The organism is Propioniciclava sp. LT294 (assembly GCF_059516005.1).
This window is the reverse complement of record NZ_JCAKNG010000001.1, coordinates 237,508-261,957: the sequence shown is the minus strand read 5'-3', so window position 1 is coordinate 261,957 and position 24,450 is coordinate 237,508. Positions and strand designations below refer to the sequence as shown.

General features: G+C 69.5%; 19 protein-coding genes, 1 tRNA gene and 2 pseudogenes. 16 read left to right on the top strand and 6 right to left on the bottom strand.

The window, feature by feature from the left end; all coding sequences use genetic code 11:
- The first annotated feature begins 63 nt into the window (after positions 1–63).
- The 4 genes from AC5YDA_RS01230 to pyk all read left to right on the top strand — a co-directional run bounded on the left by AC5YDA_RS01230 (position 64) and on the right by pyk (position 3,470).
- Positions 64–480: a TraR/DksA family transcriptional regulator gene (locus AC5YDA_RS01230; protein WP_496188072.1), complete on the top strand. Its 417-nt coding sequence runs from the start codon at positions 64–66 to the stop codon at positions 478–480.
- Positions 477–1,049 (top strand): signal peptidase II, encoded by a 573-nt coding sequence (locus AC5YDA_RS01225; protein ID WP_496188147.1) that lies wholly within the window; start codon positions 477–479, stop codon positions 1,047–1,049. Before AC5YDA_RS01230 ends, AC5YDA_RS01225 begins: the two co-directional genes overlap by 4 nt.
- Positions 1,046–1,960, top strand: a complete 915-nt coding sequence (locus AC5YDA_RS01220; protein ID WP_496188071.1) for an RluA family pseudouridine synthase — start codon at positions 1,046–1,048, stop codon at positions 1,958–1,960. The genes AC5YDA_RS01225 and AC5YDA_RS01220 overlap by 4 nt, the downstream gene beginning before the upstream one ends.
- A 76-nt stretch (positions 1,961–2,036) precedes the next feature.
- A complete protein-coding gene (gene pyk, locus AC5YDA_RS01215; protein WP_496188146.1) occupies positions 2,037–3,470 on the top strand; it encodes a pyruvate kinase in 1,434 nt (477 codons plus the stop codon).
- Between the two features lie 93 nt (positions 3,471–3,563).
- Here the strand turns inward: pyk and AC5YDA_RS01210 are convergent.
- A tRNA-Leu gene (locus tag AC5YDA_RS01210) sits at positions 3,564–3,646 on the bottom strand.
- A gap of 125 nt (positions 3,647–3,771) precedes the next feature.
- Here AC5YDA_RS01210 and AC5YDA_RS01205 point away from each other — a divergent pair.
- Positions 3,772–4,371 (top strand): annotated as a pseudogene (locus tag AC5YDA_RS01205) (ANTAR domain-containing response regulator); the annotation flags it as partial.
- A 99-nt stretch (positions 4,372–4,470) separates the two neighbouring features.
- On the opposite strand, the gene AC5YDA_RS01200 reads toward AC5YDA_RS01205, so the two are convergent.
- On the bottom strand, positions 4,471–4,866 hold the full coding sequence (locus AC5YDA_RS01200; RefSeq protein WP_496188070.1) for a PaaI family thioesterase: 396 nt from the start codon (positions 4,864–4,866) through the stop codon (positions 4,471–4,473).
- Between the two features lie 81 nt (positions 4,867–4,947).
- Here AC5YDA_RS01200 and polA point away from each other — a divergent pair, with 81 nt between their 5' ends.
- Together polA and AC5YDA_RS01190 are read left to right on the top strand one after the other, a co-directional pair.
- Complete coding sequence (gene polA, locus AC5YDA_RS01195; RefSeq protein ID WP_496188145.1) at positions 4,948–7,602, top strand: DNA polymerase I; 2,655 nt, start codon at positions 4,948–4,950, stop codon at positions 7,600–7,602.
- Positions 7,603–7,628: 26 nt separating this feature from the next.
- Positions 7,629–8,147 carry a (d)CMP kinase gene (locus AC5YDA_RS01190; protein WP_496188069.1) on the top strand — a complete coding sequence of 173 codons (519 nt, stop codon included), beginning with the start codon at positions 7,629–7,631 and terminating at the stop codon, positions 8,145–8,147.
- A gap of 4 nt (positions 8,148–8,151) precedes the next feature.
- Here the strand turns inward: AC5YDA_RS01190 and AC5YDA_RS01185 are convergent, their stop codons facing one another.
- On the bottom strand, positions 8,152–8,727 hold the full coding sequence (locus tag AC5YDA_RS01185; protein WP_496188068.1) for a maltokinase N-terminal cap-like domain-containing protein: 576 nt from the start codon (positions 8,725–8,727) through the stop codon (positions 8,152–8,154).
- A 54-nt stretch (positions 8,728–8,781) separates the two neighbouring features.
- Between AC5YDA_RS01185 and nadE the strand changes: the two genes are divergently transcribed.
- The 5 genes from nadE (at position 8,782) to uvrB (ending at position 15,792) form a co-directional block, all read left to right on the top strand.
- Complete coding sequence (gene nadE, locus AC5YDA_RS01180) at positions 8,782–9,606, top strand: NAD(+) synthase (protein ID WP_496188067.1); 825 nt, start codon at positions 8,782–8,784, stop codon at positions 9,604–9,606.
- Positions 9,607–9,916: 310 nt separating this feature from the next.
- Positions 9,917–11,284 (top strand): dicarboxylate/amino acid:cation symporter, encoded by a 1,368-nt coding sequence (locus tag AC5YDA_RS01175; RefSeq protein WP_496188066.1) that lies wholly within the window; start codon positions 9,917–9,919, stop codon positions 11,282–11,284.
- Between the two features lie 213 nt (positions 11,285–11,497).
- A complete protein-coding gene (gene rpsA, locus AC5YDA_RS01170) occupies positions 11,498–12,958 on the top strand; it encodes a 30S ribosomal protein S1 (protein WP_496188065.1) in 1,461 nt (486 codons plus the stop codon).
- 133 nt (positions 12,959–13,091) lie between these two features.
- The gene (gene coaE / locus AC5YDA_RS01165) at positions 13,092–13,733 is read left to right on the top strand and encodes a dephospho-CoA kinase (protein ID WP_496188064.1); all 642 of its coding nucleotides are present in this window, start codon (positions 13,092–13,094) and stop codon (positions 13,731–13,733) included.
- Positions 13,717–15,792, top strand: a complete 2,076-nt coding sequence (gene uvrB, locus AC5YDA_RS01160) for an excinuclease ABC subunit UvrB (RefSeq protein WP_496188063.1) — start codon at positions 13,717–13,719, stop codon at positions 15,790–15,792. Before coaE ends, uvrB begins: the two co-directional genes overlap by 17 nt.
- Before the next feature lie 2 nt (positions 15,793–15,794).
- On the opposite strand, the gene AC5YDA_RS01155 is transcribed toward uvrB, so the two are convergent.
- Complete coding sequence (locus tag AC5YDA_RS01155) at positions 15,795–16,394, bottom strand: MBL fold metallo-hydrolase (protein ID WP_496188062.1); 600 nt, start codon at positions 16,392–16,394, stop codon at positions 15,795–15,797.
- Between the two features lie 90 nt (positions 16,395–16,484).
- Entirely contained in the window at positions 16,485–17,198 is a 714-nt protein-coding gene (locus AC5YDA_RS01150) for a maleylpyruvate isomerase family mycothiol-dependent enzyme (RefSeq protein WP_496188061.1), read from the bottom strand.
- A 72-nt stretch (positions 17,199–17,270) separates the two neighbouring features.
- Here AC5YDA_RS01150 and uvrA point away from each other — a divergent pair.
- Positions 17,271–20,111: pseudogene (gene uvrA / locus AC5YDA_RS01145) on the top strand (excinuclease ABC subunit UvrA); the annotation flags it as partial.
- A gap of 58 nt (positions 20,112–20,169) precedes the next feature.
- Here the strand turns inward: uvrA and AC5YDA_RS01140 are convergent.
- Positions 20,170–20,583 carry a Rieske (2Fe-2S) protein gene (locus tag AC5YDA_RS01140; protein ID WP_496188060.1) on the bottom strand — a complete coding sequence of 138 codons (414 nt, stop codon included), beginning with the start codon at positions 20,581–20,583 and terminating at the stop codon, positions 20,170–20,172.
- Between the two features lie 83 nt (positions 20,584–20,666).
- Between AC5YDA_RS01140 and uvrC the strand changes: the two genes are divergently transcribed.
- Genes uvrC through AC5YDA_RS01125 form a run of 3 tightly spaced genes read left to right on the top strand, consistent with a single transcriptional unit; the run spans position 20,667 to position 24,449 of the window.
- Positions 20,667–22,625, top strand: a complete 1,959-nt coding sequence (gene uvrC, locus AC5YDA_RS01135; protein WP_496188059.1) for an excinuclease ABC subunit UvrC — start codon at positions 20,667–20,669, stop codon at positions 22,623–22,625.
- Positions 22,626–22,632: 7 nt separating this feature from the next.
- Positions 22,633–23,496: an RNase adapter RapZ gene (gene rapZ / locus AC5YDA_RS01130; protein WP_496188058.1), complete on the top strand. Its 864-nt coding sequence runs from the start codon at positions 22,633–22,635 to the stop codon at positions 23,494–23,496.
- Positions 23,493–24,449, top strand: coding sequence for a gluconeogenesis factor YvcK family protein (locus tag AC5YDA_RS01125; protein WP_496188057.1), 957 nt, complete (start codon positions 23,493–23,495; stop codon positions 24,447–24,449). Before rapZ ends, AC5YDA_RS01125 begins: the two co-directional genes overlap by 4 nt.
- Position 24,450 lies beyond the last annotated feature (1 nt).

Below are 24,450 nucleotides of genomic sequence, written 5' to 3'. Positions count from 1 at the left end.
TTCCGCAAGTGCGGACCAGTGGTGGTACTGTCTGCGCTCACGATCATCTGAAGGGGGGGCAACATGGCCAAGACTGCCGATGGCGACGTTCGCGTTCCGGTCCTCGAGGGCGAGGATCCGTGGACGGACGAGGAGCTCGCGGAAGTGCGCGAAGACCTGGTCTTCGACATCGAGCGCATGCAGCGCGCGATCCGGACCGCCGAGAAGGGCCTGGAGAAGCTGTTCGACGAGGGCACCGAGGGTGCCGGTCGCGACCCCGCCGACGTCGGTTCGACCAATTTCGAGCGCGACCAGGAGATGTCCCTGGTGCAGAACGCGCGCGACCTGCTGGACCAGGCCACCAACGCGCTTCGCCTGTTCGACGCCGGGCAGTACGGGTGGTGCGAGGTCTGCGGTCAGCCGATCGGGAAGGACCGCCTGTTGGTCTTCCCTCGCGCGACGATGTGCGTGACCTGCAAGCAGCGGGAGGAGCGACGCTGAACGGCCCGGCCCCTCGCCACCGCGTCCTGACGGCTCGAGCCGCCTGGGCGCTGGCCCTCGGCATCGGGGCCTTGGGTTTCGGCGTCGACTTCCTCACCAAGGAATTGGCGCTGGAGTACCTCGATCCTGATCATCCGCCGGTGCTCCTGGGCGGCTTGCTGCGTCTGCAGCTGATCCGCAACCCGGGGGCGGCGTTCAGCATGGGTGAGGACTTCACCGTCGTCCTCACGCTCGTCGCGGTGGCGGCGCTGGTGTTCGTCCTGGCGTGGGTGTTGCCGCGCACGCGGCACGTGGGGTGGGCGATCGGCGTCGGGCTGCTGCTGGCCGGCATCCTCGGCAACCTGACCGATCGGGTGACGCGACCCCCGGCGCCCCTGCACGGGCACGTGGTCGACTTCCTGCAGGTGCCCAACTTCGCGATCTTCAACGTCGCGGACATGTGCATCACCTTCGCGGCCGTCACCATCATCTGGTTGGTCGTCATCACCCAGGTCGACCTGATGGGGGTCTCCACCAAGGAAGAGAAGGTGGAAGCCGCCACGGCCGCCGACCGTGAGGAAAGCGCGTGAGCATCCACCTCGTCCCCGACGGGCTGGCCGGCGAGCGGGTCGACGCAGCGGCGTCCCGCATGACGGGGGTGAGCCGCAGCCGCCTGGCCGAGCTCCTCTCGGACGGCTCGGTGCGGCTCAACGGCGAGGTCGTCTCGAAGTCGGCGCGCGTCGCGGCTGGCGACATGCTCGAGCTGGAGATCCCGGAGCCCAGGGTGGCCACCGTGACCCCTCGCGAGGTCGAGGGCATCCGCATCGTGCACGACGATGCCGACATCGTGGTGATCGACAAGCCCGCCGGCGTGGCGGCGCACCCCTCGCTGGGCTGGGACGGGCCGGATGTGGTCTCGCACCTGGCTGCGGCCGGCTTCCGCATCTCCACCTCGGGGGCTCCCGAGCGCCAAGGGATCGTCCAGCGCCTCGACGTCGGGACGTCCGGTCTGATGGTGGTCGCCAAGAGCGAGCCCGCCTACACCGCGCTCAAGAGGGCCTTCCGTGACCGCGATGTGACGAAGGTCTACCACACGCTCGTCCAGGGGCATCCGGACCCCTTCACGGGCACGATCGACGCTCCGATCGGACGTCACCCCGGCCATGACTGGAAGATGGCCATCGTGGACGGTGGACGCCACTCCGTCACCCACTACGACACCATCGAGGCCTTCAGGTCCACCACGCTGCTCCAGGTGAACCTGGAGACGGGGCGCACCCACCAGATCCGCGTGCACATGGCGGCGCTGCGCCATCCCTGCGTCGGTGACCCCCTGTACGGCTCGGACCCGGCCCTCGCCACACGTCTCGGCCTCGACCGCCAGTGGCTGCACGCGGTCGAACTGGGCCTCGAGCACCCGGCGACGGGAGAGTGGGTGGTCTTCACCTCCGACTACCCCGACGATCTCGCCCACGCGCTGGAGTTGGCCGCGGCGATGTGAGTTGCCACCGTTTGCCCGGCGATGTCACCCGTGGGTGACCCCCGCGGCCGGGCCGTGCGCTAGTGTCGGCGACGTGGTGAACCTGAAGAATGATGGACTGCCCGCACGCCGCGCCAAGATCGTTTGCACGCTCGGCCCCGCCACCGACACGTTCGAGGCCGTGCTCGAGCTCGCCGAGGCAGGGATGAACGTCGCCCGCCTCAACATGAGCCATGGTGATCATGAGACGCACCTCCGTCGGCTGAACACCGTGCGCCAAGCCGCGCAGGCGGCGGGGCGCCCGATCGCTGTCTTCGCCGACCTGCAGGGTCCCAAGATCCGCCTGGGCAACTTCGTGAACGGCTCCGAGGTCATCGAGGCCGGCGACCGCTTCACCATCACCACGGATGACGTGCTGGGCACCAAGGAGCGCGCCGGCACCACGCTGCACACGCTCACCAACGACGTCACCCCCGGCGACCAGATCCTCATCAACGACGGCGCCATCGAACTGCGCGCGATCGAGGTCACCGAGACCGATGTGGTCACCGAGGTCGTCGTCGGTGGCAAGGTCAGCGACCACAAGGGCATCAACCTGCCCGGCGTGCCGGTGTCCGTCCCCGCCCTGACCGAGAAGGACGCCGAGGACCTGCGCTGGGCGCTGGAGCACGGCGTCGACTTCGTCGCGCTGTCCTTCGTCCGCAACGCGTCGGACGTGAAGGACGTCCACGCGATCATGGACGAGTTCGGCAAGCGCCTGCCCGTGATCGCCAAGATCGAGAAGCCCCAGGCCGTCCAGAACCTGGACGACATCGTGATGGCCTTCGACGCCATCATGGTCGCCCGCGGCGACCTGGGCGTCGAGCTGCCGCTGGAGGACGTCCCCGGCGTCCAGAAGCGCATCATCACCGCGGCCCGTCTCGTCGCGAAGCCGGTCATCGTCGCCACCCAGATGCTGGAGTCGATGATCTCCGCCCCGCGCCCGACGCGTGCGGAGGCGTCCGACGTCGCCAACGCGATCCTGGACGGCGCGGACGCCGTCATGCTGTCCGGCGAGACCGCCGTCGGTGACTGGCCGATCGTGACCGTCGAGACGATGGGCCGCATCGTCCGCAAGACCGAGTCGCTGGGGCTGGACAAGATCGCCCCCATCGACTGGAACCCGCACACCACCTCCGGCATCATCGCCAAGGCTGCCGTGGAGGTGGCCGAACGGGTGGGTGCCAAGTTCCTGGTGGCGTTCACCAAGACGGGCGACACGGCCATGCGGTTGACCCGCCTGCGTTCCAGCATCCCGGTGTGCACGTTCAGCCCGAACATCGAAACGGCCCAGCGGATGACGCTCGCGTGGGGCATCAAGGCCTTCACGACCCCCGAGTTCTACTCGATCGACTCCATGGTCGACGCGGTGATGAACTCGCTCCTGGGCTCGGGCATGGTCGAGCGCGGCGACAAGATCGTCATCGTCGCGGGCAACCCCAAGCACTCGGCCGGCAAGACCAACTCGCTGCGGGTCGCGCAGATCCCCTGACCTGCGACCGCGCGAACGAGGCGACGCCCCCGGGAGGACTTCCCGGGGGCGTCGTCGTGTGGTACCAGCAGGTCAGGACCTGACTCCGATCCGTACCGGGAAGGGGATTCGAACCCCTACGGGCTTGCGCCCAGACGGGTTTGAGCCGTCCGCGTATACCATTCCGCCACCCCGGCGCTTGAAAAGCGCGTGCAACATACTGCCACATACGCCGGCGAAGGGCGCACGCGGTCCACTGTCGTTAGTGTGTGCCCTGTAATCTCCGAACCAAAACGTGCCTACAAGGAAGTGGTGATCCCACGTGAGTTCCAACGAACAGCCGACCGATCGTCCGCGCGTGCTCGTGGCCGAGGACGAGGCGCTCATCCGCCTCGACTTGGTCGAGCTGCTGACCGGTGAGGGCTACGACGTGGTGGGCGAGGCCGGTGACGGCGAGGAGGCACTCCGGTTGGCCCGCGAACTCGAGCCCGACCTCGTGGTCATGGACGTCAAGATGCCCAAGATGGACGGCATCACCGCCGCGACCGCGATCGCTGAGGACCGCATCGCGCCCGTGGTCATGCTGACCGCCTTCAGCCAGCGCGAGCTCGTCGACCGCGCCCGCGATGCCGGGGCGATGGCCTACGTCGTGAAGCCCTTCGACGCCTCGGACGTCGTTCCCGCCATCGAGCTGGCGATGGCCCGGTTCGCGGAGATCCGGCAGTTGGACGACGAGGTCGCCGACCTTGAGGATCGGCTCGCGACCCGCAAGGCCGTCGACCAGGCCAAGGGGCTGCTCCAGGAGGGGCTCGGCCTGTCCGAGGCGGAGGCCTTCCGGTGGATCCAGAAGACCGCCATGGACCTGCGCAAGTCGATGCGCGAGGTCGCCGAGGGCGTCATCGACCACAGCAAGAGTGGCAAGGGGCCCAAGGGCGAGAAGAAGCCCAAGCGAGCGAGGAAGTCGCAGGCGGACGAGGAACTCGACGAGGCCTGACCCGAGGCGGGGCAGCTCCTCGGCGGCTCAACGCCGGCGCAGGACGCAGGTGACGCGGGCGGTGCAGATGCGCTGCCCGTCGCCAGCCGTGATGATGACTTCCCAGGTGCCGAGTGTGCCCCCGATGCGGAGGGCACGGGCCTCGCCGGTGACCCAGCCATGGCGGGCGGACTCGTGGTGGGTCGCGTTGATCTCGATGCCGTAGGCGGCGCCGTTGGGCCCTGCGGCGGCGACCGCGGCCAGGGACGCCAGCGACTCGGCCAGCACGCAGGAAGCGCCGCCGTGCAGCAGGCCGAAAGGTTGCGTGTTCCCCTCCACGGGCATGCGGCCGCGCGTCAGTTCCGGGGTGACCTCGAGGATCTCCAGACCCATGCGGGTGTCCAGGCCCCTGCCGGCGAACGACTGCCAGTCACTCAGTTCCATGGCGGTCATCCTGTCAGACCCACGGGCTAGGCTGCTCGGGTGATCCAGACCACCGCACCGGCGCCCTCCACGCCGCGCCTGATGCTCATCGACGGCCACTCGGTGGCGTACCGCGCCTTCTTCGCGTTGCCGGTGGAGAACTTCGCCACCGCGACGGGGCAGCACACCAACGCCGTGTTCGGGTTCACCTCCATGCTGATCAACGTCCTGCGTGACGAGCAGCCCACGCACCTCGCCGTCGCGTTCGACGTGAGCCGGCAGACCTTCCGCACGGAGGCCTACCCCGAGTACAAGGCGAACCGGTCGGCGTCCCCGGACGAGTTCAAGGGGCAGGTGGCCCTGGTCAAGGAGGTGCTGGACGCGCTGCGCATCGCGCACGTGGAGGTCGAGGGCTATGAGGCCGACGACATCATCGCGACGCTCGCGCGCCAGGCACAGGCCGCGGGGTGGGAGACCCTGATCTGCACGGGTGACCGCGACACCCTCCAACTGGTGGATGCCTCGACCACCGTCCTCTACCCGCGCAAGGGGGTGAGCGACCTGGCACGCATGACGCCGGCCTCGGTGGAGGAGAAGTACCTCGTCGCCCCCGGCCGCTACCCGGAGTTGGCCGCGCTGGTGGGCGAGACCTCGGACAACCTGCCGGGGGTGCCGGGCGTGGGGCCGAAGACGGCCGCCAAGTGGCTCGGTGAGTATGACGGGCTCGACAACCTGCTCGCCCACGCGGACGCGCTGCGCGGCAAGGCGGGGGAGTCGTTGCGCGAGCGGATCGAGGACGTCCGGCGCAATCGCCGCCTCAACGCGCTCGTGGGCGACCTCGACCTGCCCGTCGCCCTCGGCGACCTCGAGCGGCGGGACTGGGATCGGGAAGCGGTCCACACCCTGTTCGACAGCCTCGAGTTCCGGGTGCTCCGCGAGCGACTGCTGGAGTCCCTGCCGCAGGAGGTCCACGAGCCCGAGGCCGGCTTCGACGTGGCCGGCGCAGTCCTGGCGCCCGGGGCCCTGGCCGACTGGCTCGCCGACCATGCGAGCGGGCTCGTGGGCGTCCATCCCGAGGGCCACTGGCACGGTGGCGAGGGCGACGTGACCGGGCTCGCCCTCGCCTCCCTCGACGGAGCGGCCGCGTGGGTCCGCACCAGCGAGCTCACGCCCGAGGACGACGCCGTGCTCGCCGCCTGGTTGGCCGACCCCGGGCGTCCCAAGGCGCTGCACGACGCCAAGGGGCCGATCCAGGCGCTGTGGTCGCGGGGTTGGGAACTCGCCGGGTTGGCGTCCGACACGATGCTGGCCGCCTACCTGCTGCGTCCGGACCAACGCACCTACGACTTGGGCGACCTCACGGTGCGGCACCTGCGCCGGGAGCTGGCGGCCGAGTCGTCGGCGTCCGCCGACGACTCGCAGCTGGCGTTCGACTTCGACGACCCCGACGAGGGGCGGGACGCCATGGTGCGGGCCCGGGCCGTGGCCGAGCTGGCGGGGGCGCTCGACGCCGAGCTGGACGCCGCGGGCGGGGCGTCCCTGCTGCAGGAGGTGGAACTGCCGCTGCAGCGCACCCTCGCTGTGATGGAGCGCCACGGCATCGCACTGGACATGGCGTCCCTGGACGGGCTGTGGGCCGAGTTCGACGTCGAGGTCCGCCACGCCGAGCAGGAGGCGTACGACGCCATCGGCAAGCCGATCAACCTCGGCTCGCCCAAGCAGTTGCAGGTCGTCCTGTTCGACGAACTCGCCATGCCCAAGACGCGTCGCACCCGTACGGGCTGGACGACCGATGCGGATGCACTGGAGGGACTCCACGAGAAGACCGGGCACCCGTTCCTGGCCGCCCTGCTGCGACACCGCGACCAGATCAGGCTGCGCCAGACGGTGGAGGGGCTGCAGAAGTCGGTCGCCGACGACGGGCGCGTGCACACCACCTACCTCCAGACCGTGGCCGCGACCGGACGCCTGAGCTCCACCGACCCGAACCTGCAGAACATCCCGATCCGGACGGAGGCGGGCCGGCGCATCCGGGAGGCCTTCGTGGTGGGCAAGGGCTTCGAGTCGCTGATGACGGCCGACTACTCCCAGATCGAGATGCGGATCATGGCCCACGCGTCGCAGGACGCGGGGCTCATCGAGGCGTTCACGTCGGGGGCGGACTTCCACACCGTGATGGCGGCGCGGGTGTTCGGCGTCGAGCCCACCGCCGTCGACGGGGCCATGCGGGCCAAGATCAAGGCCATGAACTACGGCCTGGCCTACGGGCTCAGCGCCTTCGGCCTCTCGGGTCAGCTCCGCATCTCGGTGTCGGAGGCGAAGGGCCTGATGGAGGAGTACTTCGAGCGGTTCGGCCACGTCCGCGACTATCTGGCCGGCATCGTGGAGGATGCCCGCAGGACCGGCTTCACCGAGACCATCCTCGGGCGACGCCGCTACCTGCCCGACCTGACGTCCTCGAACCGCCAGCGCCGGGAGATGGCGGAGCGCATGGCCCTCAACGCACCCATCCAGGGGTCGGCGGCCGACATCATCAAGGTCGCCATGCTGGACGTGGAGTCGGGCATCGCGCGGGCCGGGCTGTCCTCTCGGATGCTGCTCCAGGTGCACGACGAGCTGGTCTTCGAGGTCGCCCCCGGGGAGGCCGAGGCGCTCGAGACCATCGTCCGTGAGCGGATGGGCCACGCCGTCGACCTGGCCGTTCCGCTGGACGTGAGCGTCGGCATCGGCCGCAGCTGGCACGAGGCGGCCCACTGACCGGGCAGCCCGAGGATCGGGACCTCGTGGTCGCCGCGGCCCTGGCGTCCGAGCCGAGCTGCGGGGACGTGCGGGTGGTCGCGATCGACGGGCCGTCCGGATCAGGCAAGTCCACGCTGGCCGACGCCGTGGCGTCCGACCTCGACTGCCCGATCATGCGCCTCGACCTGCTCTACCCGGGCTGGGGAGGGCTGGTGGAGGGGGTCCGCCTGCTGCACGACCAGGTACTCGTGCCGTTGTCCCAGGGCCGGCGTGCCCACTACCGCGCCTGGGACTGGTCGGCCGGTGGCTGGGGGGCGGAGCGCCACCTCGATCCGGCGCCGATCCTCATCGTGGAGGGCTGTGGGTCGTCGACGGGCGCCGCGGGGGAGTTCGCCGCCGTCCGCGTGTGGTTGGACGCCCCCAGCGACCTCCGGCGCATGCGGGCCTTGGCGCGCGACGGCGAGACGTACGCCCCGTGGTGGGAGACGTGGGCCGCCCAGGAGCGGGCGCTGTTCGACGCCGACCGGACGCGCGAGCGCGCCGACCTGCACCTGGGCGGCTGAGGAGTCAGCGCAGGACGGCCAAGACGTCCTCGCGGTCGGTGCCCTCGTACGTCCACCTCGCCAGCAGGACCCCGCGGGCGGCGTGGGTGTCCTGCGCGCCGTCCAGGACCCGGATGAGCCGAACCTGGCCCAGGGCGTCCACGCCGGGAGTGACTCCGGAGCCGGTCACCTCCATGCTCTGGGGGATCAGCTCGTTGGTCTCGACGCCGAGCATCTCCGCCGACTGTTCGCCCTCGCGGATGATCCGCACCAGCTCGGCCACGTACACCGGGTCGGTGGGCGCGTCGTAGCAGTAGCGGGTGCCCAGCGCCCCGTGCTGCAGCGTGCCGATGAGGTCACCCTCGCCGAGCTCGCTGCCGCGCCAGGTGACCGGCACGTGGTAGACCTGCCCCTTCGAGGCCAGCAGCATCGAGTCGAGCCCGACCTCACCGTCGGGGTCGACGAAGCGGAACCTCCCGACTTGCGCCAGGTCGGCCACGTCGCCGTTGAACCAGTCCTGCTCCGCCAGCCAGGGGCCGATCAGCTCGAGCTTGCTCGGCTGGAGGGTGGTCTGGGTGTAGATGTCCGCGGTGCCGCGCATGAAAGGACCTCCGTGTGTGTCTGCGTTGCCTCAACGCTAGGCCACAATGGGTCCATGCGTGAGCTGCAGCAGACCATCGTGGACGAGTTCGGCGTGAAGTCCGAGATCGACCCCACCACCGAGGTGGAGGAACGCGTCCGGTTCCTGGCCGACTACCTCACCACGACCGGTGCGAAGGGGTACGTGCTGGGCATCTCCGGCGGACTGGATTCGACGCTGGCCGGGCGCCTCGCCCAACTCGCCGTCGAGCGTGTCCGCCGGGCCGGGCAGGACGCGACCTTCGTCGCGGTGCGGCTGCCGTACAAGGTGCAGCACGACGAGGCGGACGCCGCGGCCGCGATCGAGTTCGTGGGCGCCGACGAGATCATCACCTTCAACATCGGGGCCGGGGTGGATGCCTTCGAGGCCGAGTACGCCAGTGCCGTGGGGCAGCCCATCAGCGACTTCAACAAGGGCAACATCAAGGCCCGGCTGCGGATGGTCGCCCAGTACGCCGTCGCGGGGGAGCGCGGCCTCATCGTGATCGGCACCGACCACGGGGCGGAGTCGGTGACCGGGTTCTTCACGAAGTTCGGCGACGGCGCGGCCGACATCCTGCCGTTGTTCGGGTTGGACAAGCGCCAGAACCGCGCGTTGCTGCGGGAGCTGGGGGCGTCCGAGCGGCTGTGGGCCAAGGTCCCCACCGCAGACCTCTTGGACGGGAACCCCGGCCGCACGGACGAGGACGAGCTGGGCCTGCGCTACGAGGACATCGACGGCTACCTGGAGGGGCGTGACGTGCCCACGGCGGCGGCCGAGCGCATCGAGTCCATCTGGCACCGTACGCGCCACAAGCGCACCACGCCGGTCACCCCCTTCGACACGTGGTGGCGCTCCTGACCGGGACTGACCCGGACCGGAAGCGTCTCGGAGGGTGTGCACGGTGGCGCGGCGACTTGAGGGCCGGCCGCACGGAAGCGTAAGGTTCAACCATCAACCTGTTTGAGGAGGCTGCATGCCGGGCTTCTGGCGTCGACTGGACGTCGACCTCTGCCTGCGCAGCACGTGTGGGTGTCGGGGCTGATCCCTCCCGCGACCCCGTTCCACCGCGCCTCCCGGCGCCCACGCACCGCTTCCTGAGCCACGCCTTGGCGCGTGCGCGGGATCCCCGGTGTGCGAACACCCATCACCACCCGCGAAAGGCACACCCATGTCCTCCACCCAGGCGTCCGCGGACGCCGCAGCCAAGGCCCCGAAGGGTCGCAAGAAGTTCCCGTTCTGGGCCCAGGTCCTGGTGGGTCTGGCCGCGGGCGTCGTCCTCGGCTGGCTCGCCCGCACGTACAACGTCGCGTGGCTCAAGGAGCTGCTGAGCACCGTCGGTACGATCTTCGTGCAGTTGCTGCGCGTGATCGTCGTCCCGCTCGTCCTGACCGCCCTCATCGTGTCGATCACCCAGCTGCGCCACGTCGCCAACGCGGCGAGGCTGGCCGTCCAGACGCTGGTCTGGTTCGCCATCACGGCCTTCATCTCGGTGTCCATCGGTATCGGCCTGGGCATCCTGACCAACCCGGGTGCCTCGGCGTCCATCGGCACCGAGGGTGCCAAGGCTGTCGCGACCCAGGGCACGTGGCTCGACTTCATCAAGGGCCTCGTCCCGGTCAACATCCTCGGCCTCGAGGCGTCCAGCAAGTTCAACACGGACGCCTCGACCGTTGCGACCAGCCTGAACTTCAACGTCCTCCAGCTGGTCGTCCTCGGCATCGTGCTGGGTGCCGCCGCGCTCGCGGTGGGCAGGAAGGCCGATCCGTTCGTCGAGCTTGCCACCTCGCTGCTCGCCGTGTTCCAGAAGCTCGTCTGGTGGGTCATCCTGCTGGCCCCGATCGGCACCGCCGCTCTCATCGGCCGCGCCGTGGCCACCTACGGCTGGGACCTGATCGCGCCGCTCGGCATCTTCACCCTCGACGTGTACATCGGTTGCGCCCTGGTGATGTTCGGTCTGTACCCGATCCTGCTCAAGGCCCACGGTCTGTCGGTGCGCCGCTGGTTCGCCGGCGCGTGGGAGTCGATCACCCTGGCCTTCGTCACCCGTAGCTCGATCGGGACCCTGCCCGTCACCCAGAGCAACACGATCAACAGGCTCGGCGTGCCCCAGTCGTACGCGTCGTTCGCCGTCCCGCTGGGCGCCACCACCAAGATGGACGGCTGCGCCGCCATCTACCCGGCCCTGGCGGCGATCACCGTCGCGCAGCTGTTCGACATCCAGCTCGGGCTGCAGCACTACGTCCTGATCGCGTTCGTCGCCGTCGTCGGCTCCGCCGCCACCGCGGGCCTCACCGGCGCGATCGTGATGCTGACCCTGACGCTGTCGACCCTGGGCCTGCCCCTGGAGGGCGTCGGCCTGCTGCTGGCCATCGACCCGATCCTCGACATGGCCCGCACCGCGACCAACGTGGCCGGCCAGTCGCTGATCCCGACCATCGTGGCCAAGCGCAACGGCATCCTCGACGAGGACGTCTACAACGGGCGCACCACGGTGGACGCCGCGGGGTCCGGCCAGCCGGAGCTCGCCCACGCCTGACAGGCGCCCACGCCCCTCGCGCACGTCCGTGCGACGCTTCGCCCCTCCCGGCGGCGAAGCGTCGCAGGGGAGGCCCCCCGGGCTTTGCCTCAACCCCCTCGAAGGATTAGGCTGGTGACCCGGTGCGGTCTGCCCACCTCCGGACGTAGTGGGGTGTGCATGACGGGTCGTACCACTCAACCGAACACCAATCCACAATCGGAGCCCTACTACATGACCTCCACTCCTGAGGCCGCTCAGGTCGCAGTCGACGATTTCGAGACCGCCGAAGAATTCGCGCTGGCCGTCGACGCCACTATCAAGTACTTCAACGACGGTGACATCGTCACCGGCACCGTCGTCAAGGTCGACCGGGACGAGGTCCTGCTCGACATCGGTTACAAGACCGAAGGCGTCATTCCTTCCAAGGAACTCTCCATCAAGCACGACGTGGACCCCTTCGAGGTCGTCCAGGTCGGGGATGTGATCGAGGCCCTCGTCCAGACGAAGGAGGACAAGGAAGGCCGCCTGATCCTGTCCAAGAAGCGTGCGCAGTACGAGCGCGCCTGGGGCACGATCGAGAAGGTCAAGGAAGAGGACGGGGTCGTCACCGGTCGCGTCATCGAGGTCGTCAAGGGTGGTCTCATCGTCGACATCGGCCTGCGCGGCTTCCTGCCCGCGTCGCTGGTCGAGATGCGCCGCGTCCGTGACCTGCAGCCCTACGTGGGCCAGGAGCTCGAGGCGAAGATCATCGAGCTGGACAAGAACCGCAACAACGTGGTCCTCTCCCGCCGTGCGTGGCTCGAGCAGACGCAGTCGGAGGTTCGCCACACGTTCCTCAACCAGCTGCAGAAGGGCCAGATCCGCAAGGGTGTCGTGTCCTCCATCGTCAACTTCGGTGCGTTCGTCGACCTGGGCGGCGTGGACGGCCTCGTGCACGTCTCCGAGCTGTCCTGGAAGCACATCGACCACCCGTCCGAGGTCGTCGAGGTCGGCACCGAGGTCACCGTCGAGGTGCTCGATGTGGACATGGACCGCGAGCGCGTCTCCCTGTCGCTGAAGGCGACCCAGGAGGATCCCTGGCAGACCTTCGCCCGCACCCACCAGATCGGTCACATCGTGCCCGGCAAGGTCACCAAGCTGGTGCCGTTCGGTGCGTTCGTCCGCGTGGGCGACGGCATCGAGGGCCTCGTGCACGTCTCCGAGCTGGCCGAGCGCCACGTCGAGATCCCCGAGCAGGTCGTCGCGGTCAACGACGACGTCATGGTCAAGATCATCGACATCGACCTCGAGCGTCGCCGCATCTCGCTGTCGCTCAAGCAGGCCAACGAGGGTGTCGACGTCGCGTCCGAGGACTTCGACCCGTCGCTGTACGGCATGACCGCCAACTACGACGAGCAGGGCAACTACATCTACCCCGAGGGCTTCGATCCGGAGCTCCAGGAGTGGAAGCCCGGCTACGAGGAGCAGCAGCGCGCCTGGGAGCAGCAGTACGCCGAGGCGCAGGCCCGTTGGCTGGCGCACAAGGAGCAGGTCGCCCAGGCCGAGGCCGCCGAGTCGCAGGCCGCTGTCGCGTCCGTCTCGACCGCGTCCTACTCGTCCGGTGGCACGACCGACAGCGCCCCCGAGGGTTCGCTGGCCTCCGACGAGGCCCTGCAGGCCCTGCGCGACAAGCTGACCGGCGGCGCCAACTGACGCCCTGGTCGCTGACCCACGGACGGCGCTCCCACCACCTGGTGGGGGCGCCGTTCTCCGTTCGGGGTCGCTGCGCGGCACGTCACGGTCGCCGGCGCGACATCGCCGCCCCGACTGATGGGATGATGGGGGCATGACCGAACCGCGCCTGATCGCGTTGACCGGCGGCATCGGATCCGGGAAGTCGACGGTGGCGGACCTCTTCGCCGAGCGCGGTGCGATCCTCATCGACGCGGACCTCCTGGCACGCGAGGTCGTCGAGCCCGGTACAGACGGGTTGGCGGGCATCCGGGAGCGCTTCGGCGATGGGGTGCTGGCCGAGGACGGGTCGCTGGACCGTCCGGCGCTGGGTCGGCTGGTCTTCGCCGACGACGCGGCGCGCGCCGACCTCAACCAGATCGTCCACCCCCTCGTCCGAGCCCGTGCCCGCGAACTGCGGGCCGCGGCCCTGGCGTCCGACCCGGACGCCGTGGTCATCGACGTCATCCCCCTGCTGGTGGAGACCGGCCAGGCCGACCACTTCGATGTCGTGATCGTGGTGGACGTGCCCGTCGAGGTGCAGGTCGAGCGCGTGATGGCGCGCAACGGCCTCAGCCGGGAGGACGTCGAGGCCCGCATCGCCGCGCAGGCCACGCGGGGGGAGCGGCTGGCGGTGGCCGACCTCGTCATCCCCAACGCAGGCACTCTCTCCGAGCTCGGCGACCAGGTGGACGCCGCCTGGGAGCGGATTGTCGGAGGCGCCGCCTACGCTGGGAAGCATGCGTCCCACCACTGACATCCAGCGCCGAGTGGCCCCGTTCGAGGTGCACGCCGACTTCGAGCCGGGCGGGGACCAGCCCGCCGCGATCGCCGAGTTGGAGCGTCGCATCCAGGACGGCGAGCAGGATGTCGTGCTGCTGGGTGCCACCGGAACGGGCAAGACGGCCACGGTGGCGTGGCTGGCCGAACGGCTGCAGCGTCCGATGCTGGTGATGCAACCCAACAAGACGCTCGCGGCCCAGTTCGCGAACGAGCTGCGGCAGTTCTTCCCCGACAACGCCGTGGAGTACTTCGTCAGCTATTACGACTACTACCAGCCCGAGGCGTATGTGCCGCAGTCGGACACCTACATCGAGAAGGACAGTTCGCTGAACGAGGAGGTCGAGCGCCTGCGCCACTCGGCCACCAACTCGCTGCTGACCCGCCGCGACGTGATCGTGGTGGCCACCGTGTCGGCCATCTACGGCCTGGGCACACCGCAGGAGTACGTCGACCGCATGATCCGCCTGCGGGTGGGGGAGAGCCACGACATGGAGGGGCTGGCGCGCCGGCTGGTGACCAACCAGTACGCGCGCAACGATCTCGCGGCGACGCGCGGCACGTTCCGGGTTCGCGGCGACACGATGGAGATCTTCCCGATGTACGAGGAGAACGCCGTCCGCGTGGAGTTCTTCGGTGACGAGATCGAGGCGCTCTCGACGTTGCACCCCCTGACCGGTGAGGTGCTGAGCGAGGACGAGGAGGTCTACGTCTTCCCGGCGTCGCACTACGTCGCGGGCCCCCAGCGCATGGAGCGCGCGCTCTCGGGCATCGAGGTCGAGCTGGAGCAGCGGCTGGCCGACCTCGAGGCGTCCGACAAGCTCCTGGAGGCCCAGCGGCTGCGCATGCGGACGGGCTACGACATGGAGATGATGCGCCAGATCGGCACCTGCTCCGGCATCGAGAACTACTCCCGCCACATCGACGGACGCGGCCCCGGCACGCCCCCGAACTGCCTGCTGGATTACTTCCCGGAGGACTTCGTCCTCGTCATCGACGAGTCGCACGTCACCGTGCCGCAGATCGGCGGGATGTACGAGGGCGACATGTCCCGCAAGAGGACGCTGGTCGACTACGGGTTCCGCCTGCCCAGTGCCATGGACAACCGTCCGCTGCGGTTCGAGGAGTTCGTCGAGCGGATCGGCCAGACGGTGTACCTCTCCGCGACGCCGGGCCCGTACGAGTTGGCGAAGTCGGACGGTTTCGTCGAGCAGGTCATCCGGCCGACGGGGCTGGTCGACCCCGAGGTGATCGTGAAGCCCACCAAGGGGCAGATCGACGACCTCATGGGCGAGATCAAGGAACGCGTCGCCAGGAACGAGCGCGTCCTCGTCACGACCCTGACGAAGAAGATGGCCGAGGACCTGACCGACTACCTCATGGAGAACGGAATCCGGACGCGCTACCTCCACTCCGAGGTGGACACCCTGCGCCGTATCGAGTTGCTGCGCGAGCTCCGGCTCGGCGAGTACGACGTCCTGGTCGGCATCAACCTCCTGCGGGAGGGCCTCGACCTGCCCGAGGTGTCGCTGGTCGCGATCCTGGACGCTGACAAGGAGGGCTTCCTGCGCTCGGAGCGTTCGCTCATCCAGACGATCGGGCGTGCGGCGCGAAACGTGGCCGGACAGGTGCACATGTACGCGGACAGGATGACCCCCTCGATGGAGGCCGCCATCGACGAGACCAACCGACGCCGCGCCCTGCAGGTCGCCTACAACCGCGAGCGCGGCATCGACCCGCAGCCGCTGCGCAAGAAGATCGCCGACATCACCGACATGCTCGCCCGCGAGGATGCCGACACGTGGGACGTGGTCGGCACGTTCGGTGCCAAGGGCGCCCCGGTTCCCGCCCTGAAGAAGGGGGACCGCGACCTGGGTTCCCTCCCGACGTCAGAACTCGCCCAACTCGTCCACGAACTCTCCGACCAGATGCACGAGGCCGCCCGCGAACTGCAGTTCGAGACCGCGGCCCGGCTGCGGGACGAGATCGCCGAGCTGAAGAAGACGATCCGGCAGGTGGTGGAGGCGACGAAGTAGCCTCACCAGCCTCGCTCGCGCCACTCGGCCAGGTGGGGGCGTTCGGCCCCCAGCGTCGTGGGGTCGCCATGACCGGGGGAGACGACCGTGTCGTCGCCGAACCGGTCGAACAGCTTCCGGGTGACACCGTCGAGCAGAGAGGTGAACTCCTCGGGGGTGTGGGTCCTGCCCACCCCACCGGGGAACAGGGAGTCGCCGGTGAACAGGTGTGCCGGCCCCCCGGCGGGCGTGTATGCCAGCGTGATGGACCCCGGCGTGTGGCCGATCAGGCCGATGACCTCGAGTTCGACATTCCCGACGCGGACGGTGTCGCCGTCCCACACGCGCTCGTCGATCGTGACGCCGGCCGTCTCGGCGATCGCGTCGGCGTCGGGCTCGCCGGCGACCAGGCGCGCCCCGGTGTGCGACGCGACCGCGGCGAGTGCCGTGATGTGGTCGCGGTGGCGGTGGGTCGTCACGATGGTGCGGACGGGTGTGTCACCGATGAGGGCGAGCAGGGCGACGGGGTCAGCCGCGGCATCGATGAGCAGGCTTTCACCCGCGTCGATGAGCAGGTACGCGTTGTTCTCCATCGAGCCGACGACGGCGCTGGTGATCTCCATGGCCGAACCCTAGTGGGAGCCTCCGCTGACGACGAGGGGGGAGCGGCGGGCACCTGATGATGGCGTCACGATCCGGAGCGCGACGGGTGGTCAGCCCGCGAGCGGCCAGACGATGCCCCCGGTGTCCGACAGACCCTCGCCCTGGGTGCGGCCGGTCAGCCAGGCCCACATCGCCGCATCGGGGCCGGTCACGGTGACCCGCTCGCCGGGGCCGCCCAACGAGGCCGTGAGGCCGGAGTCGGAGACGACGTCCACCGCCGGCAGGGAATCATCGTCGCGCAGCAGCAACAGCATCCAATCCAGCATCCACCGGGCGGGGACGAGTTCGACGTCCTCCCACGTGAGGCCGGTGTCCAGGTCGAGGTGGTGCAGCGTGAGCTCGTGGAGCCGGATGAGCGTGACCACCGACAGCGGGAACTCGCCGTCGAAGAGCCGAACGGGAACCAGCCAGTCCTCGACACGGTCGGCCAGGTTCGCCAGCTCGCCCGCCGAAGTGTCGAGGTCGACGTGGAGTTCCAGGCCGGTGCGCTCGGCACCGCGCTCGATGTCGTTGAACTTCACCGCGTCGGATGGGTACAGGCGAGCAGGGTCCCCCGTCCGGGCAGCGGCGATGACGCTGCGCAGCGCGTCCGCGTTGCGGCAGATGTGCGTCACGACGTGCGCGCGCGACCAACCCGGGAGCAGCGATGGGGCGTGCCAGCCGTCCTCGTCGAGGTCGAGGGTGTGGCGGAGCAGGGCCTGTGTCATGCCCGCGATCCGCTTGAGGACAGGGTCGACCTGGCCCTGGTTCAGGATCGCAAGCATGGTGCCACCCTAGCCGTACCGCGCGCCGATGCGGTCCAGGGCCGCTCAAGAACTGTCGGGGCCACGCCTACCATGGGACGGGTGACCGAACGTCTGATCGTCGCTGGTGCGCGCGAGCACAACCTGCGCAACGTGAGCCTCGAACTTCCGCGGGATTCCCTCATCGTCTTCACCGGCCTGTCGGGATCGGGCAAGTCGTCGTTGGCGTTCGACACGATCTTCGCCGAGGGCCAGCGCCGCTATGTGGAGTCGCTGTCGGCGTACGCGCGCCAGTTCCTGGGGCAGATGGACAAGCCCGACGTCGACTTCATCGAGGGCCTGTCCCCGGCGGTGGCGATCGACCAGAAGTCCACGAGCCGCAATCCGCGTTCGACGGTCGGCACGATCACGGAGGTCTACGACTACCTGCGCCTGCTGTATGCCCGCATCGGGCACCCGCACTGCCCCGAGTGCGGTGAGCCGATCACGCGCCAGACGCCCCAACAGATCGTCGACCGCCTGCTCGCCCTGCCCGAGGGCACGAAGTTCATGGTCCTGGCTCCGGTCGTCCGGGGGCGCAAGGGCGAGCACGTCGACCTCATGCGCTCCTACATCACCCAGGGCTTCACCCGCGTCCGGGTGGACGGTGAGATCCACCCGTTGACGAACCCGCCGGAGCTCGACAAGCAGATTCGGCACAACATCGAGGTCGTCGTCGACCGGCTGGCGGCCAAGGCGTCCATCAAGCAGCGCCTCACCGACTCGATCGAGACGGCGCTGAACCTCGCCTCGGGCGTGGTCGAGATCGAGTTCGTGGACGTCCCGGAGGGCGACCCGGGCCGGAACCGCCGGTACTCGGAGAAGCTGGCGTGCCCGAACAACCACGACATCTCCCTGGAGGAGCTCGAGCCCCGCCAGTTCTCGTTCAACGCCCCGTGGGGTGCCTGCCCGACGTGCTCGGGTCTCGGCACGCGCATGGAGGTGGACCCGGACCTCGTGGTCCCCGACCGCAGCAAGAGCCTCGCCGAGAACGCGGTCGTGCCGTGGAACTCCGTCTACGTGTCGGGGTACTTCCAGGCGATCTTCCGGACGTTGGCCGCCGAGCACGGCTTCTCGGTCAACACGCCGTGGGCCGAGCTCCCCGCCAAGGTCCAGGGCATGATCCTCAACGGCGTCAAGGGAACCCTGCGGGTCGCCAACACCAACCGGCACGGGCGGACGACCAGTTACAACGCGACGTTCGAGGGGGCCCTGCCGTTCGTCCGGCGGCGCTTCGCCGAGGCGGAGAGCGACAACGCACGCGAGCGCTTCGCCGGGTTCATGCGCGAGCGGCCCTGTGACGCCTGCCACGGCGCCCGGCTCAAGCGGACCTCGCTGGCGGTGACCATCGCGGGCCTCAACATCGCCGAGGTGGCCAACCTGTCGATCGGGGACTGCCTCACCTTCATGCGGGGCCTCACCCTGTCCGAGCGTGAGGCGGCGATCGCCGAACGTGTCGTCAAGGAGATCAACGAACGCCTCCGCTTTCTGCTCGATGTGGGGCTGGAGTACCTGACGCTGGCGCGTTCGGCCGGCAGCCTGTCGGGCGGCGAGGCCCAGCGCATCCGGCTGGCCACGCAGATCGGATCGGGCCTCGTGGGTGTGCTGTACGTGCTGGACGAGCCCTCCATCGGCCTGCACCAGCGCGACAACCGTCGCCTCATCGACACGCTCATCCGGCTGCGGAACCTCGGCAACACGCTCATCGTCGTGGAGCACGACGAGGACACGATCCGCACCGCCGACCACATCGTCGACATCGGTCCGGGCGCCGGTGAACACGGTGGCAACGTGATCGTGTCGGGCTCGGTCAAGGAGCTGCTGGCCAGCAAGGAGTCCATCACCGGCGCCTACCTGTCAGGGCGGCGCAGCATCGCCGTCCCGGCCGTGCGGCGTCCGGGCAACGGCAAGACGCTGCGGATCGAAGGGGCCTCGGAGAACAACCTCCAGGACGTCACGGTCGACTTCCCGCTGGGCTGCATGGTGGCCGTCACCGGCGTGTCCGGCTCGGGCAAGAGTTCGCTGGTCAACCACATCCTGAGCAAGGCGTTGGCACGGCACCTGTACTCGGCCAAGGACGTTCCCGGGCGTCACACCAAAATCGCCGGCCTGGAGAACGTCGACAAGGCGATCCACGTCGACCAGAGCCCCATCGGCCGGACGCCGCGGTCCAACCCCGCGACCTACACGGGCGTCTTCGACCGCATCCGGAAGCTGTTCGCCGAGACCCCCGAGGCGAAGGTCCGCGGCTACCAGCCGGGCCGCTTCTCGTTCAACGTCAAGGGCGGGCGCTGTGAGAACTGCGCCGGCGACGGCACGATCAAGATCGAGATGAACTTCCTGCCGGACGTGTACGTCCCCTGCGAGGTCTGCAACGGCGCCCGGTACAACCGCGAGACCCTGGAGGTGCACTACAAGGGCAGGACCATCGCCGAGGTGCTCGACATGCCGATCGAGGAGGCGGCCGAGTTCTTCGCCCCGATCAACGCGATCTCGCGCTACATGAGGACGCTGGTCGACGTCGGGCTCGGGTACGTGCGCCTCGGGCAGCCGGCGACGACCCTGTCGGGTGGCGAGGCACAGCGCGTGAAGCTCGCCACCGAGCTGCAGCGCCGCTCCACCGGGCGGACGGTGTACATCCTCGACGAGCCGACCACCGGCCTCCACTTCGAGGACATCAACAAGCTGCTGGTCGTGCTCAACCGGCTCGCCGACCAGGGCAACTCGATCATCGTGATCGAGCACAACCTCGACGTGATCAAGACCTCCGACTGGGTCATCGACATGGGACCCGAGGGCGGCTCCGGCGGCGGCACCGTGGTCGGCATCGGGACGCCGGAGGACATCGCGGCCAACCCGGACTCCTACACCGGGCAGTTCCTCAAGCCCCTGCTCAAGGCCTGACGCCGAGAGCCCCACCCGACCCCGCCGAGAACCTGGCCGGGCGGGTGGGTCAGGCCCAGACCCGCACCTGATCGCCGTCCAGGACGGCCTTGGCCGCCCTGAGGGGCTTGGCCGCGGGTCCGTTGGTGACCGAGCCGTCCACGATCGAGAACTTCGCGCCGTGGCACTTGCAGTGGATGTCCTGGCCGAGGATGTCCGAGACGGGGCAGCCCTGGTGGGTGCACGTCTTGGTGAAGGCCCTGAACTCGCCCGCCGCCGGCTGGGTCACGACGAAGTTGGCCTCGTCCAGGATGACGCCGCCACCGACGGGGACGCGGCTCGTCGGGATGGACAGGGCGTTGCTGGTGGGAGGGGCGCCCGGCGAGCTGCGGGTGGGGGCGCTGCACCCGGCGAGGGCTCCGGTGCCCACGGCGAGTGCGGCCAGCCCGGCCCGGGTGAGGAAGGATCGGCGGTCGGGAGTCATGGCAGTCACCCTAACCAGCCGGATCAACCGCGTGCGTGTCAGGGTGCCCCGCGCACCACCTCGAGGAACCTAAGCTGGCGGGTATGGCTGATCCGGCGTCCTACCGACCGGCGCCGGGCACGATCCCGACCGATCCCGGCGTCTACCGGTTCACCGACCCGTCCGGGACGGTCATCTACGTCGGCAAGGCGAAGAACCTGCGCCAGCGGCTGAACTCGTACTTCGCGGATCCCGCCGGGCTGCACTTCCGCACCCAGACGATGGTGCGGACGGCGGCCAAGGTCGAGTGGACGGTCGTCCAGAACGAGTTGGAGTCGCTGCAGCTCGAGTACACGTGGATCAAGCAGTACGATCCGCGGTTCAACATCAAGTACCGCGACGACAAGTCCTACCCGTGGGTGTGCGTGACGTGGGGTGACGAGATCCCGCGCGTGTTCGTGGGGCGCGGCGCCAAGCGCAAGGGCCACCGCTACTACGGGCCGTACGCCCAGGCCTGGGCGATCCGCGAGACCATCGACTCCCTGCTGCGCGTGTTCCCGATGCGGTCCTGCAGCAACGGGGTGTTCCGCAACGCGCAGGCGTCCGGACGGCCCTGTCTGCTGGCCCACATCGGCAAGTGTGCGGCCCCCTGCGTCGGCTGGATCGACCCGGACGCCCATCGCGAGCTCGTGAGCGACGTCTGCGACTTCCTGGCCGGCAACACCAACCACCTCACGCGCCGCATCAAGCACGCCATGCTGCAGGCGTCCGACAACCTCGAATTCGAGAAGGCGGCCGTCCTGCGCGACAAGCTGGCCGCCCTCACGTCCGCGACCGAACGCAACGCGATCGTGCTGGGCGACGCCACGGACGCCGACGTGATCGCCCTGGCCGCCGACGAGCTGGAGGTCGCGATCCAGGTGTTCCACGTCCGCCACGGACGGGTGCGGGGGGAGCGGGGCTGGGTGGCCGACCGAGCCGACGACTCCACCCTCGAGGAACTCGTCGAGCACTTCTGCCTCCAGCTGTACGCCGACCCCGACCTGGCGAACATCTCGGGCGGCATCCCGCGCGAGGTGCTGCTGCCGGTGCCGCCCGCCTCCGGTGTGGCCCTCGCCGACCTGCTCACCGACGTCCGCGGCTCGCGCGTCACGGTCAACGTGCCCCAGCGGGGCGACAAGCGCGTCCTGATGGACACCGTCGCCCGCAACGCCGGCGAGGCCCTGGCCCTGCACAAGACCAAGCGCGCCTCCGACCTCTCCACCCGCAACCGCGCACTGGAGGAGCTGCAGGACGCCCTCGGCCTCGATTCCCCGCCCCTGCGGATCGAGTGCTACGACATCTCGCACCTCCAGGGCACGGAGGTGGTCGGCTCGATGGTCGTCTTCGAGGACGGCCTCGCCCGCAAGTCCGAGTACCGGCGCTTCGTGATCCGGACGGTGGAGGGTTCCGACGACGTGGGCAGCATCCACGAGGTCATCACGCGCCGGTTCCGACGCTACCTGGAGGACCAGGCGTCCCTCACCGGCGAGGACGCCGTGCTGATCGACGCCACCACCGGAGTCGCCCGCAAGTTCGCCTACAGGCCGAGCCTCGTGGTCGTCGACGGCGGCGCCCCCCAGGTCGCCGCTGCACGGGCCGCGATGGACGAACTCGGCATCGCCGACGTCCCCCTCGTCGGGCTGGCGAAGCGCCTGGAGGAGGTGTGGCTTCCGGGTGAGGAGTTCCCCCTGATCCTGCCGCGGTCCTCGGAGGGCCTGTACCTGCTGCAGCGCGCCCGCGACGAGGCGCACCGGTTCGCGATCACCCACCATCGCGGACGTCGCAGCAAGTCGATGGTCGACTCGGTGCTGGACGGCGTTCCCGGGCTGGGGGAGTTGCGCCGCAAGGCTCTGGTCAAGCACTTCGGCAGCTTGAAGAGGCTGAGGGCTGCGGACGCTGCCGAGATCGCGCTCGTGCCGGGCTTCGGCCCCAAGACCGCCGCGGCCGTGAAGGCCGCCCTGGCCGCCCAGGAGCCGGGCGAAGCCGTCAACACCGCCACGGGCGAAGTCGAACTGACATGATGGCTGCATGAGCGTCGCCTCCACTCGTTTCGTGGCCATCACCGGGATGTCGGGTGCCGGACGCCGCACGGCGGCCCACGCGCTGGAGGACCTCGGGTGGTACGTCGTCGACAACCTGCCGCCCACGCTGCTCGACGAGTTGATCCAGACCGCCAGCGACTCGGGCTTCGACAAGGTCGCCGTCGTCCTCGACGTCCGGACGCGCTCGGAGTTCGACCAGATCCCCGCGGCGTTCGATGCGCTCAACCAGATGGGCGTGTGGCCGCAGATCCTGTTCGTCGAGGCCAGCGACCAGGTGATCGTGAAGCGCCAGGAGCACGTCCGGCGGCCCCACCCGCTGCAGGGGGAGGGCCGCCTGCTGGATGGTGTGCAGCGGGAGCGCGAGCTGCTGGCCACGTTGCGCGGTGCGGCCGACCTGGTGGTGGACACCTCCGAGCTGACCGTGCACCAGCTCTCGAACCGGGTCGCCTACGCGTTCAACACCTCCGACGACCGCGAGATGCGGCTGACGATCATGTCGTTCGGCTTCAAGAACGGGCTGCCGATCGACGCCGACATGGTGCTGGACGTCCGGTTCCTCCCCAACCCGCACTGGGTGCCGGAACTGCGCCCGCAGACCGGCCTGTCCAAGCCCGTGTCCTCCTACGTCCTGGGGCAGGATGCCGCTGGCCCCTGGCTCGATTCCGTGGAGTCGATGCTCCTGACCGTCCTGCCGGGTTACGTCGCCGAGGGCAAGCGGCTGGCCACCGTGGCCGTGGGCTGCACGGGGGGCAAGCACCGTTCGACGGCCATGGCGGAGGAACTGGCCCGACGGGTGCGCGGGGCGGGGTTCGGCGTCCACGTGATCCACCGAGACCTGGGGCTCGAATGACACGCTCGATCGACGATCGCCTGCCGTCGGTCGTCGCGTTGGGAGGCGGACACGGCCTGGCCGCGTCGCTGCAGGCCCTGCGACGCGTGACGAGCAACCTCACGGCCGTGGTCACGGTCGCCGACGACGGCGGGTCGTCCGGTCGCCTCCGCGCCCAGTTCGACATCCTGCCGCCCGGGGACCTGCGGATGGCGCTCGCGGCGCTGTGCGGAGACGACCGCGAGGGGCGGATCTGGGCGGACGTGCTGCAGTCCCGGTTCGGTGGTGACGGTCCGCTCGCGGGGCACGCCATCGGCAACCTCCTGATCGCCGGCATCTGGGAGCGCTTGGGTGATCCCGTGGCGGGGCTCGACATGGTGGGCAGGCTGCTCGGCGCACAGGGGCGCGTGCTGCCGATGGCGGCGGTCCCGCTCGACATCGAGGCGGACGTGATCGGCATCGACCCGCTGCACCCCGACGAGGTCACCCGCGTGCGCGGACAGGCGCGCGTCGCCACGTGCCCCGGCCACGTCCGGGAGGTGCGTCTGCTGCCCGGCGGGCCCCCCGCCTGCCCCGAGACGGTCGAGGCGGTGCTGGGCGCGGACCACGTCGTGCTCGGGCCCGGTTCTTGGTTCACGTCCGTGCTGGTGCACCTGCTCGTGCCGGAGCTGGCCGAGGCGATCTGCACCACCAAGGCCAAGCGCATCCTCACCATGAACCTCGTGGCGGCCGGCGAGACGGCCGGGTTCTCGGCGTCCGCGCACCTGGAGGCGCTGGCCGAGCACGCGCCGGGCCTGCGCCTGGACACCATCGTCTGTGACCCCACGTACGCACACGGGGATCCTCACCTGGCCACCTACGCGGCATCGCTGGGGGCCGAACTCGTCGTCGCGCCCGTCCGGGCCCGCGATGGCAGCCCCCGGCACGACGTCAACCGGCTGGCGGGCGTCTATGCGGATCTGATGGGACGTTAGG

Coding starts and splice junctions, on each gene's coding strand:
- AC5YDA_RS01230 (WP_496188072.1), top strand. CDS start 64: ATGGCCAAGACTGCCGATGGCGACGTTCGCGTTCCGGTCCTCGAGGGC.
- AC5YDA_RS01200 (WP_496188070.1), bottom strand. CDS start 4,866: ATGGAACTGAGTGACTGGCAGTCGTTCGCCGGCAGGGGCCTGGACACC.
- polA (WP_496188145.1), top strand. CDS start 4,948: ATGCTCATCGACGGCCACTCGGTGGCGTACCGCGCCTTCTTCGCGTTG.
- AC5YDA_RS01185 (WP_496188068.1), bottom strand. CDS start 8,727: ATGCGCGGCACCGCGGACATCTACACCCAGACCACCCTCCAGCCGAGC.
- nadE (WP_496188067.1), top strand. CDS start 8,782: ATGCGTGAGCTGCAGCAGACCATCGTGGACGAGTTCGGCGTGAAGTCC.
- AC5YDA_RS01175 (WP_496188066.1), top strand. CDS start 9,917: ATGTCCTCCACCCAGGCGTCCGCGGACGCCGCAGCCAAGGCCCCGAAG.
- rpsA (WP_496188065.1), top strand. CDS start 11,498: ATGACCTCCACTCCTGAGGCCGCTCAGGTCGCAGTCGACGATTTCGAG.
- coaE (WP_496188064.1), top strand. CDS start 13,092: ATGACCGAACCGCGCCTGATCGCGTTGACCGGCGGCATCGGATCCGGG.
- uvrB (WP_496188063.1), top strand. CDS start 13,717: ATGCGTCCCACCACTGACATCCAGCGCCGAGTGGCCCCGTTCGAGGTG.
- AC5YDA_RS01155 (WP_496188062.1), bottom strand. CDS start 16,394: ATGGAGATCACCAGCGCCGTCGTCGGCTCGATGGAGAACAACGCGTAC.
- AC5YDA_RS01150 (WP_496188061.1), bottom strand. CDS start 17,198: ATGCTTGCGATCCTGAACCAGGGCCAGGTCGACCCTGTCCTCAAGCGG.
- AC5YDA_RS01140 (WP_496188060.1), bottom strand. CDS start 20,583: ATGACTCCCGACCGCCGATCCTTCCTCACCCGGGCCGGGCTGGCCGCA.
- uvrC (WP_496188059.1), top strand. CDS start 20,667: ATGGCTGATCCGGCGTCCTACCGACCGGCGCCGGGCACGATCCCGACC.
- rapZ (WP_496188058.1), top strand. CDS start 22,633: ATGAGCGTCGCCTCCACTCGTTTCGTGGCCATCACCGGGATGTCGGGT.
- AC5YDA_RS01125 (WP_496188057.1), top strand. CDS start 23,493: ATGACACGCTCGATCGACGATCGCCTGCCGTCGGTCGTCGCGTTGGGA.